Below are 11,092 nucleotides of genomic sequence, written 5' to 3'. Positions count from 1 at the left end.
CGGTCTAGCCCCTGTCTTCAGCGGCGTCGACCGGCACGACCTGCTCACCGGTGCTCACGAACCCACCGCCCCGGGTAATCAGACGGATCTCATCCGGCAAACCGGTCACCCAGGCACCATCGGTAGACACGCTGAGTAGTTTCACTTCGCCGAACTCAACACGGTTCTCGCCGTTCACGTACTTCACTCCGGGGCGACCGTCGTCACCCAGTGACAAATAGGCAGGTGAGATAAACATCGCCTTTACCTCGGGCAGTGCCACCCGCAGGCTGGCGCTGCCGCCAGCCACTCGTTTGCGATCCGGATTTTCCACCGCGATTTCCACGGCAAAACTCCGGGTTTCCGGAGAAGCGGCGCTGGCCACAAAAGTCACGATGCCAGAGAGACGGCTGCCATCCAGCAGGTCCACACGAACCGCCTGGCCGGTTGCCACATCACCCACCGACTGCTGGGGAATCTGCGCCGTGGCTTTCAGGCGATCCACCCTCACCAGTTGAAACAAAGGTGACCCCACCTGCACAAGATCGCCGGTGTCCACCGACTTGCGATTAATGGTGCCGTCAAATGGCGCTTCCGGGGTGAGATGATTGATTGCCTGGCGGGCGCTGGTCAGTTCGGCATTGGCCGCAGCCAGCTCGCTTTCCAGAGCCAGGACCTCGGATTCCGCCGCAAGATTGCTGGCCCGCAGCCGGCGAGCGGCTGCAAGATCCGCCTCCAGTTTCCGGACCCGGGACTGCCAGCGCAAAACGGCTGCACTCCTTCCTTCATCGGCAATCGTAAGCAATGTCTGGCCTTCCCGGACCTGCTCTCCAAGCCCGACTGCCAGGGACTCCACCCGCCCGGGCACCTGGGCGCTCAGCATCACCGAACTCCAGGGTTCCAGCTGGCCCTGGAGCATAAGCCCCGGCTCGTGGAGCCGTGCCGAAAGCGTTTCCACCTGCACGGTCGTGAGCTGGTCATCGCCGCTGTCCTGACGCTCCGGCGCCTCGTCACTGGCCACCTTCACCTCGCCAGTCGCCATCCAGATTACCAGCGCAATCACGATCAGAAGTGACAGTCCGAGAGAACCCCATTTTGCTTTCGTCATTGAATGCTCACTGTTCCTGAATCGAGGGTGGCAGAAAAAACCGGCAATTAACGGTTGCATCCGGCTAAAAACGTGGGGTAGATTCTACACAGAATCTTTTTACGAATTCAGAGCAGACTGTCGATTTTATGAATCTCAACGCAGTGATTGTCCTTGTGAAGCTAGTCCTGGTGGTCGTGGTACCGTCCGGGGGCTTCTGCGTGGACAAGCGGGTGAGATAGCGACAAACCTGACAAGACACCAGAAACCCCCGGCACCGAAAGGTCCCGGGGGTTTCTTTTTTTACGGCAAAAGAAAAGGGAAAAACGACCATGAACGGCGCACAGCACATTCTTGAAGCGTTCCACCGCCATAACATCAGCACGGTCTTCGGGTATCCGGGCGGCTGCATCATGCCGCTATACGACGCGCTGGTGGACGATGTGGGCGTGGAGCACGTGCTGTGCCGCCACGAGCAGGGATGCGCCCTGGCGGCCGACGGCTATGCCCGGGCCAGCGGCAAGCTGGGCGTGTGCATTGCCACGTCCGGTCCCGGCGCCACCAACCTGATCACCGGTGTTGCCAATGCCCACCGGGACTCCATTCCCATGCTGGTCATCACCGGCCAGGTGCCGTCTGGCCTGATCGGCACCGACGCCTTCCAGGAAACCGACGTACTGGGCATGACCCTGGGCATCGTAAAGCACAGTTACCTGATCGATGATGCGGACAGCCTGCCAATCATCATGGAAGAGGCGATCGAGCTGGCCCAGAGCGGTCGCCCCGGACCGGTCTGGATTGATATCCCCAAGGACCTGTTGCTGAGCGACTTGGCCGATGCACCCTTCCCCCAGGCCCAGCCCTCTGAGCCGGCTTCGCCAGACCTGAAGGAAGCCCTGGCGATGCTGCGCGCCGCTCGCAAGCCCCTGCTGTACAGTGGTGGAGGTATCAGCCTGGCCCACGCCGAGGAGACCTTCCGGGCCTTTGCGGAGTCCTCAGCCCTGCCGGCAGTTGTCACGCTGAAGGGCATTGGCAACCCCGGCAAACACAACCCCTACAACCTCGGCATGCTGGGCATGCACGGCTCCCGGGCCGCCAACAAGGCCGTCGACGAGTGCGACCTGCTGCTGGTCATCGGCGCCCGCCTGGACGATCGCGCCACCGGCAAACTGGACGGCTTTGCACCCAATGCCAAAATGATCCACATTGATGCTGATGCCGCCGAGATCAACAAATTGCGCGATGCCGATCTGGCCATTCGCGGTGATCTGAACCACGTCCTGAAAGCTTTGGCGGGCGCCTTGCACGCCGACCCACTGGCCATCAGTGAGTGGCAGAAACAGTGCCGCACCTGGTACACCACCGGCGGCTTCCACGCCGCCGACAACGAAGAGCCCCTTGCCCCAATTACCGGCCCAGCCTTTATCCGCCAACTCTCCCGGATTGCCCCGGACGACACCGTGATCGCCTGCGACGTTGGCCAGCACCAGATGTGGGTAGCCCAGCACTACGACTTCGATCACCCGCGCCATCACCTGACCAGCGGCGGCCTCGGCACCATGGGCTTCGGCCTGCCCGCCGCCATCGGCGCCCAGTTTGCGGATCGCAACAGCACCGTCATCAACGTTACCGGCGATGGCTCTTTCATGATGAACGCTCAGGAACTGGCCACCATCCGCCGCTACAACCTGCCGGTGAAACTGATCGTCATGGACAACCAGTGCCTGGGCATGGTCCGCCAGCAACAGGAACTGTTCTACAACAACCGGGAAAGCCAGATAAACCTGGACGACAATCCGGACTTCGTTGCCATGGCCCGGGCCTTCGACATTCCGGCCCTTTACATCGAACGCACCGACCAGATCCGCCGGGGCATTGAAACCATCCTGGCCTACAACGGCCCGATGCTGCTGCACGTTGCCATCAGCCGTGAAGAGAACGTCTGGCCCATCGTAAAACCCGGCGCCAGCAATACCGACATGATCGACGAAACCGCCCGCACCGCCAAAGCCAGCAAGGAGCAAGTTGCATGAACCCGCAAAGCCAACCTTCGACACCCAGCTATACCATCAACTGCCGCATGACCCACGAAGCCGCCGCCCTGGAGCGGCTCTGCCAGGTGGTCCGCATCCGCGGGTTCCGGATTGCCACCATGGTGGTGGAAACCGCCGGCGAGCATTTGAATATCGCGCTGACGCTGGAGGGTACGCGGCCGATTGCCATGTTGCAGTCACAACTGGAGAAGCTTCACACCGTTGCCGAGGTTGCCCTCGCGGCTGGATCTGTGGCCCGGTCTCGTTCGGCCTAAGCTTGCGAGGTTGTCTTCGTTAGCCTGAGGTTTGGGGGGCAGAGTCTTTTTGTAGCCTTCGGTCTGGCGGGCAGGTACGAGGGTGGGGGTATCTTTTCTTCGGGGAAAACAACTCGCTGCGCTCAGACATCTTTTCCCTGTCAGAAAAGATACCCCCACCCCCTACCGACGGGCAGAAACGATATTTCTGCAGAAAAGAGAAAACACAACGTCTTTAAGCCGGTGAACCCGCGTTGCACGTCGGCGCGGGGTGGTAGGCGGATTTTTCGCCGGAAAAAGATGTCTGAGCGAAGCGAGTTGCTTTTTCCAAGAAAAACTCCACCTGCCACCCCGCAAGCCCGCCCCTCAACCAACAGGCTACAAAGGCGGGCCCTCCGAAGTTTCTGGCGAAATGATTACCAGGCTTTGTAAGGCAGGAACTTCCCGTTCATGGTAACCACAACACGGTCGCCCTTCGGATTCTCTTCCTTCTCGATGTCCATGGTGAAATCGATGGCACTCATGATGCCGTCGCCGAATTTTTCGTGGATCAGTTCTTTCATGGTATCGCCGTACACACCCACCACCTCGTACAAACGGTAGATCAGCGGATCCTGCGGAACGGCACCGTCCCAGGCTTTCTTGGGGCATACCTGCAGGGCCTCTGCCACCGGCTTATCAAGACCGAGGATTTCGCACAGGGCGAAGGCCTTGTCTTCAGTGAGGCTGTTCATCCCCAGGGCTGCTGAGGTGGTGAATACCGGAGACATGCCGATGGTTTCGGCGATGGATTCCCAGGTCATACCCTTGGAAACTTTGGCTTCCAGGATTTTTGCGGTCATCAGTTCTTTGTTCATCATGGCTGTTTCCTCTCTTCGGTTTTGACGTCAGGCATTCACCGCACGGGCGGCAGTTTCGGATTCGGTTTCAGATTCGTCAGACGCCGGCCCTGACTGGGCAACGCCTTTGGCGGGCTCCACGATTTTCGGGGTGCCGTCTTTTTCTGGCAGGGCCGAGCCACTGCGGTTGACCAGGAAGTCCACCAGGTAGTCCCGGGTCTTGTGATAGGCCGGGTTCTGGAAGATGGTGGCTCGGGCCCGCGGGTGCGGAATGTCCACTTTCACACTTTCGGCGATGCGGGCATTGGGGCCGTTGGACATCAGGAAAATGCGGTCGGACAACAGGATCGCTTCGTCCACATCGTGGGTGATCATGAACACGGTCTGGCGGGTCTCTTCCCAGATTTTCACCAGTTCGTCCTGAATCACGCCCCGGGTGAGCGCATCGAGCGCACCGAACGGCTCATCCAGCAGCAGGAGTTCGGGCTGGGTGGCGAAGGCGCGGGCGATACTTACCCGCTGGCGCATACCGCCGGACAGCTGGGACGGCTTGCGATTCAGTGCGTGGTCCAGGCCTACCATCTTCAGGTAGCGTTCGCTGTGTTCTTTCACCTTTTCCTTGGACCACTCGGGCCAACGGGCGCGTACGGCGAAGACGATGTTGTTCAGGGTGGTTTTCCAGGGCAGCAGGCTGTAGTTCTGGAACACCACGCCGCGCTCAAGGCCGGGGCCTTTGATTTCCTTGCCATTCATCACCACGTTGCCGGCGCTGGCTTCGTCCAGGCCTGCCAGCACGTTCAGGATGGTGGATTTACCGCAACCGGAGTGGCCGATGATGCAAACAAACTCACCTTTCTCCAGGGCAAAGCGGATATCCTCGAAGACGGTGAGCTCACCGCCCTGGCCGTCCGGGTAGACTTTGGACAGGCCATCAACTTCCAGGAATGATTTACTCATAACAGGTCTCCGTTCGGAGGGTTGAGGCCGGCACCGGAAACCGGTGCCGGACCGCTCATTCTTTGTATTCCACCAGTTTCTGGGCCTTGCCCAGGGCCAGGTCGAGCAGCATGCCCACCACCCCGATCATCAGGATGGAGAAGATCACACTGGCCAGATCCAGGTTGTTCCATTCGTTCCACACGTAATAGCCAATGCCGGTACCGCCCACGAGCATTTCTGCGGCCACGATGACCAGCCAGGCGATGCCGATCGAGATCCGCATACCGGTCAGGATCGTGGGTGCGGCGGCCGGCAGGATCACGGTAATAGCGGTGCGCAGGGGCCCGAGTTCGTGGGTGCGGGCCACGTTGACCCAGTCCTGCCTCACGTTGGCCACGCCAAAGGCGGTGTTCAGAAGCATTGGCCAGATCGAGCAGATAAAGATCACGAAGATCGCCGAGGCATCCGAGTCCTGGATGATGAACAGGGCCAGTGGCATCCAGGCCAGCGGCGAGATCGGCCGCAACACCTGGATGTACGGGTTCAGGGCCTTGTACATCAGCGGCGACATGCCGATCAGGAACCCAACAGGCAAGGCAATAGCCATGGCCGCAAGGTAGCCGGTCAGCACCCGGTACACCGAATAGGCCAGCTGGATGCCAATACCCTTGTCGTTGGCGCCGGCGTCATAGAACGGATCAGACAACTCCGCCCAGGCCAGCTTGATCACCGCCGAGGGTGGCGGCACCCGGGATTCCTGCTCCACACCACCCATCAGCATTTCGTATTCGGTCAGTCCTGTCTGGGCCTCCGGGGGCTGGGTTGCCATTTCCCAGAGCCCCAGGGCCAGAATCAGGAACGACACCGACAGCAGTGCTGCCCGGACGTTCAGGGAAGCCATGGTTACACCCTCCCGATGTCGAAGCTGCGTGCGTATTCTTCGGCACGATCAGAATCGAACGTCTTGCCCATGATGGTGTGGGTCTTGTAGGTCTTGTCCGGAGCGGTGTAACCCAGTTCTTCCATGATCTTGCCGGTCTCGCTCGCCAGGTAGACCTGCTCGGCAATGCCTTTGTAGTCCACATCACCCTCGATATAACCCCAGCGCTTCATCTGGGTGAGGATCCACACGCCCATGGAGTGCCACGGGAACGGGTCGAAGTCGATGCGGTCCGGCACGTCTTTTACCTCGCCAAGGCCATCGGCGTAGTAACCGGTCAACACCTGCTGAATCACCGGTACCGGCTGGTTCAGGTAGTTCTTCGGTGCGATAGCTTCGGAGATTTCCTTACGGTTATCCGGATTGTTGGAGTACTGCGTCGCGTCGATGATGGCGCGCAACAGGGCGCCGTAGGTGTTCGGGTTCTGGGTCGCGAACTGCTTGCTGCAGGCAAAGGCGCAGCACGGGTGGCCTTCCCAGATGTCCTTGGTCAGCATGTGGATGAAGCCCACCTTCTCCCAAACAGCTCGCTGGTTGAACGGATCCGGTGACAGGTAGCCATCCAGGTTACCGGCGCGGAGGTTGGCAACCATCTCGGGTGGCGGGACCACTCGGATCTGCACATCTTTGTCCGGGTCGATACCGTTCTCGGCCAGGTAGTAACGCAACAGGAAGTTGTGCATGGAGTACTCGAACGGCACGCCAAACTTGAAGCCTTTCCACTGTTTCGGGTCGCGCTTGTCCTTGTGGTCGACGTGCAGCACGATGGCCTGGCCATTGATGTTCTCAACGGCCGGCATGATGAACGGCTCCGGTGTGGAGCCCGCGCCCATGGTCATCGCCAGGGGCATGGGAGTAAGCATATGTGAGGCGTCGTATTCGCCAGCCAGGGACTTGTCCCGGGCCACCGCCCAACCTGCGGTCTTGGTAACGGTCACATCCAGGCCGTAACGCTCATAAAAGCCCATCGGGTGGGCCATGATGATAGGCGTGGCACAGGTGATCGGTACAAAACCAACGTTCAACTTGGTCTTCTCGAGCTTGCCCAGGGATTCCTTTACCGCGGCCTTGGCCTTCTCCATCGGGAACACGCTGCCCAGAACCGCCGCTGCAGTGCCCGCGCCCATCATTTTCATGAAGGCGCGTCGGCTGTGCTCGTTGTGGCCAAACACCGAGCGCACCACCGCGCCCTCGATGGCGCGATCCATCATCGCTTCTGAATCCAGATGCTCGTCAGCAACTGCCTGCTGGCCGGCAGAGGGCTTGAGATCGAGGGAAATCGACGGGGTGCTGTCGCCGGGTTTGCACTCGGGGCAGCCGCAGGTCTTGGCATGAATCAGGGACTTGTCACCGTCAAACGGGTTTCCAAGGCTTTTCGTAGTCATGGCGCACTCTCCTGGGTTTGGGACCTAAGTTTTGGGTTATTTCTGCACTCTCACGGTGCAACAAAGGTGCGGCTCGGGCCCGAGGCTGGAAATGGTCGGGTCGGCTCCGCGTTCTGAGAGAGCTATCGCAGGGTTTGTGCCAAGTCCGGTTATTTTTTTAACTGACTGTTTTTATTTGAATAAAATTAAATTACCTGCAAATGGAACGACTACGAACTTTCGTAATTCACGATTTCTCGTAGTCCTAACTGCGATTTTTCGTAGTTGGCACAGGGTTTGTTGTGTTTTCCCGGACTGCCCCCAGGACATCGCCATGAATACCGAAGCCATCAATGCCCCGGAACTTACCGGAAACTGGATCGACCACCTGCCAGAGGCTGCCCTGCTGGTAGATGCAGGCAGGGACCTGATTCTGTCCGCCAACAGCGCCATGGGCCGAATGATCGGCTCCGACCGGCAATCCCTCGTCGGAACGCCATGCACCCACCTGTTCACCGACCAGCGCCCCCAACTGATTGCCTTCACCGAGGAAACCCTGTTTCGCAGCCACGGCTGGAGCCGCGACTTCTTTCTCCAGCACCGGGACGGCCATACCGTGGAACTGGAGATCTCCTCATCCAGAGTTGGCGAGGCGGAAACCCAGAATGTGCTGCTGTTGCTGAGGGACAGACGGCAGCTGCGAACCCTTCGGGAACGCCACGATGCCAACCACTACCATCGGGGCGGCCTGCTTGAATGGCGGCGGGTGGAAGAGCTGTTCAAGGACATGGAGCGGGAAAACCAGCTGATTCTTCATGCTGTCGGGGAAGGCATCTACGGGGTGGATGCCGAGGGGCGCGGCACTTTCGCAAACCCCGCCGCCGAGCGCATGCTCGGATGGCGAATTGACGAGCTTATGGGTCGGGTTCTGCATCGCGTGGTGCACCACTCCCATGCCGATGGCAGCCTTTACCCACTCAAGGACTGCCCGATATACGCCGCCTTCCGCGATGCCAGCGTGAAGCGCGTGGGCGAAGACTGGTTCTGGCGCAAGGATGGCAGCGGCTTCCCGGTGGAATACACCAGCACGCCGATTCTGGATAACGGGCATCCGGTAGGCGCAGTGGTGGTATTCCGGGACATATCGGCACGCCAGGAGGCCCAGAAGGAACTGCAGAAAGCGCTGGAGGAAGTGGAGACCCTCAAACACCGGCTGGAAATGGAGAATGCCTATCTACAGGAGGAGCTCAGCGCCGAGTATCATTTCCACGAAATCTTTGGCCAGAGCGAGGCAATCAAAGCCATCGTGCGACGTATCGGCATGGTGGCGCCCACGGATGCCAACGTGCTGATCACCGGTGAATCCGGCACAGGCAAGGAGCTGATCGCCCGTGCCATCCATCAGTCCAGCAGCCGGAGAGACCGCCCCCTGATTCGGGTGAACTGTGCGGCCATCCCCAAGGATCTGTTCGAGAGCGAGTTCTTCGGCCACATCAAGGGCGCCTTCACCGGTGCCGTCAGCGATCGCGTGGGCCGGTTCGAACTAGCCGACGGCGGCACCCTGTTCCTGGACGAAGTGGGCGAAATCCCGCTGGAACTCCAGGGCAAACTGCTCCGGGTGCTGCAGGACCAGCAATTCGAGCGTGTCGGCGAGAACAACACCCGGGCGGTGGATGTTCGCGTCATTGCCGCAACCAACCGGGACCTGAAATCGGAAGTTCAGGAGAAGACCTTCCGGGAAGATCTCTATTTCCGCCTGAACGTGTTCCCCATCGAGTCGGTGCCATTGCGCCGGCGCCTGGAGGATATTCCCATCCTCGCCCAGGAGTTTCTGAACCGGGCCTGCCAGAAGTTCAACCGGTCGCAGCTGGCCCTGAAAGAGCGTGACGTTGAAACCCTGAAAGCCTACCACTGGCCCGGCAACGTGCGGGAGTTGGAGAACGTGATCGAGCGCCAGGTAATCACCTCAGACGGTCGGCTGGATCTGGACCTGCCAGGTCCGGAATCCGCAGCCCGAACCACCCCGGCAGAAGTGGCCCCGGCGAGACATTACAGCGGTGACTTGATGACGGAACAGGATTTGCGGGAGCTGGAGAAACAGAACCTCACCCGGGCCCTTACCATGAGCAGTGGTCGGGTCTTTGGTGACGACGGCGCGGCCGCCATGCTTGGCATCAAACCGACCACCCTGACCTCTCGCCTGAAAAAGCTGAAGATCGAACCGAGAGAATTCCAGGTCAGGCCGGAGTAATACCCACCTGGTTCAGGGCGTAGGTCACCACAATCCAGAACAGCATCACCAGCGGCAGATAGCGGCCAATCAGGTAGATCCGCCACTCCCACCAACGGCTCTGGGTACCCAGCACTGTCCGGATTTTCTCGGGCGGAATAAACCAGCAGAACAAAGCGGCGCCCAACACCCCGGAGAAGATAATCACATTACCCCCGGCCACCCGGTCGATCACATCCAGTACCGGTTCCCCCGCAATGGTCCATTGCAGGGGCGTAAAGCTCAACGCGGATGCCGTGCCCAACACCAGCATGACCACAGTGACAAGACTCACAGCCTTGCCATTGCTGAGCCGAAACTCTTCCGCCACCGCAGCTATCATCACCTTCAGCCCGGCAAGGCTGGAACTGAACGCCGCCATGAAAAACAGGCTGAAAAACATCGTACCGACCCAGTAGCCGCCGACCATACCCTCAAACACCCGCGGCATGGTCACAAAGGCCAACTGGCTGCCCTCCGTCGGCTCCATGCCCAGACTGAACACGAACGGAAAGATCATCCAGCCTGCCAAAAGAGCCACGCTGGTCTCGGTACCTGCAACAATCAGACAGGCCCGGGGTACGTGAGTTTGTCTGGGAATAAAGCTGCCATAGGTCACCAGGTAACCCTGGCCAATAGCCAGAGAATAAAACGCCTGGCCGAAGGCAAACGCCCAGAGCTTGCCGTCCGTCAGACGACTCCAGTCCACCTGAAAAAAGAAATCCTTCGTCTGCTCCCAGCCGGAGGTGCGGCTGGCCAGAATCACCAGTCCGATCATCACAACGATCAACACCGGCATCAGGATCTTCGACAACAGCTCGATCGCTGTTACATCCCTGGCCAGGATGATCGCCCCAACGACAGTGACCGCGAAGAAATACCAAAGCGAGTTGTACCCCGCGGTAAAGTCATCAAAAACCTGGAGGTTGTTTGTTGCCGCATCCACTGCATAACCCAGGGTCCAACCGGTGATCACGAGGTAATAGCTGGTAATGGCAACGGTGATCAGCACCACAAACCAGCCATACACCACGCCGAAGCGGTTCACCTGCCGGTAGGTCTGAACCGTACTACCCTTGGAAAGACGCCCCGCCGACACTTCCAGAATCATGATGGGCAAAACCACCACAATCAGCGCCAGCAGATAAGCCACCACAAAAGCGCCACCACCGTTCTCACCCACCATGTACGGAAACCGCCACAGGTTCCCGAGCCCCACAGCCGCTGCGGCCATCGAAGCAACAAACGCAGGCTCGGAACTCCACTGTTTGCGGGATTCCTCAATAAACTTGTGGCGCTTTCGCACGGGGGTTCTTTCTCCAATGCCGGGGAATTTCAATGCATTGAAGGCTAGCAAATCATGGGTTTGGCCGCATGACTGATGTCAA

The 11,092-nt window shown here is 59.5% G+C and carries 9 protein-coding genes; 3 read left to right on the top strand and 6 right to left on the bottom strand.

Going from position 1 to position 11,092, the window contains the following annotated elements:
- Positions 1-4: 4 nt before the first annotated feature.
- Positions 5-1,087: an efflux RND transporter periplasmic adaptor subunit gene (locus EDB94_RS20335; protein ID WP_108019334.1), complete on the bottom strand. Its 1,083-nt coding sequence runs from the start codon at positions 1,085-1,087 to the stop codon at positions 5-7.
- A gap of 311 nt (positions 1,088-1,398) precedes the next feature.
- Between EDB94_RS20335 and ilvG the strand changes: the two genes are divergently transcribed.
- Positions 1,399-3,099, top strand: a complete 1,701-nt coding sequence (ilvG, locus tag EDB94_RS20330; protein ID WP_108019335.1) for an acetolactate synthase 2 catalytic subunit — start codon at positions 1,399-1,401, stop codon at positions 3,097-3,099.
- Positions 3,096-3,374, top strand: coding sequence for an ACT domain-containing protein (locus EDB94_RS20325; protein ID WP_108019336.1), 279 nt, complete (start codon positions 3,096-3,098; stop codon positions 3,372-3,374). Before ilvG ends, EDB94_RS20325 begins: the two co-directional genes overlap by 4 nt.
- A gap of 395 nt (positions 3,375-3,769) precedes the next feature.
- Here EDB94_RS20325 and cynS read toward each other — a convergent pair whose 3' ends face one another.
- From cynS to EDB94_RS20305, 4 genes are read right to left on the bottom strand one after another with little or no spacing between them, the layout of a single operon-like run.
- Complete coding sequence (cynS, locus tag EDB94_RS20320) at positions 3,770-4,213, bottom strand: cyanase (RefSeq protein WP_012138527.1); 444 nt, start codon at positions 4,211-4,213, stop codon at positions 3,770-3,772.
- 27 nt (positions 4,214-4,240) lie between these two features.
- Positions 4,241-5,149, bottom strand: a complete 909-nt coding sequence (locus EDB94_RS20315; RefSeq protein ID WP_062785271.1) for an ABC transporter ATP-binding protein — start codon at positions 5,147-5,149, stop codon at positions 4,241-4,243.
- 55 nt (positions 5,150-5,204) lie between these two features.
- Complete coding sequence (gene ntrB / locus EDB94_RS20310; RefSeq protein ID WP_008170590.1) at positions 5,205-6,032, bottom strand: nitrate ABC transporter permease; 828 nt, start codon at positions 6,030-6,032, stop codon at positions 5,205-5,207.
- A 2-nt stretch (positions 6,033-6,034) separates the two neighbouring features.
- Complete coding sequence (locus EDB94_RS20305; RefSeq protein ID WP_008170591.1) at positions 6,035-7,456, bottom strand: ABC transporter substrate-binding protein; 1,422 nt, start codon at positions 7,454-7,456, stop codon at positions 6,035-6,037.
- 313 nt (positions 7,457-7,769) lie between these two features.
- Here EDB94_RS20305 and EDB94_RS20300 point away from each other — a divergent pair, with 313 nt between their 5' ends.
- The gene (locus EDB94_RS20300; RefSeq protein ID WP_108019337.1) at positions 7,770-9,686 is read left to right on the top strand and encodes a sigma 54-interacting transcriptional regulator; all 1,917 of its coding nucleotides are present in this window, start codon (positions 7,770-7,772) and stop codon (positions 9,684-9,686) included.
- On the opposite strand, the gene EDB94_RS20295 is transcribed toward EDB94_RS20300, so the two are convergent.
- Complete coding sequence (locus EDB94_RS20295) at positions 9,673-11,010, bottom strand: sodium-dependent transporter (RefSeq protein WP_108019338.1); 1,338 nt, start codon at positions 11,008-11,010, stop codon at positions 9,673-9,675. The two genes, EDB94_RS20300 and EDB94_RS20295, sit on opposite strands and share 14 nt — an antisense overlap.
- Between the last annotated feature and the right edge of the window lie 82 nt (positions 11,011-11,092).

This window comes from Marinobacter sp. 3-2 (genome assembly GCF_003751355.1).
Taxonomy (GTDB): Bacteria; Pseudomonadota; Gammaproteobacteria; order Pseudomonadales; family Oleiphilaceae; genus Marinobacter; species Marinobacter adhaerens.
Note: the sequence above shows the minus strand (reverse complement) of the source record. Positions and strands in the feature narration are given on the sequence as shown.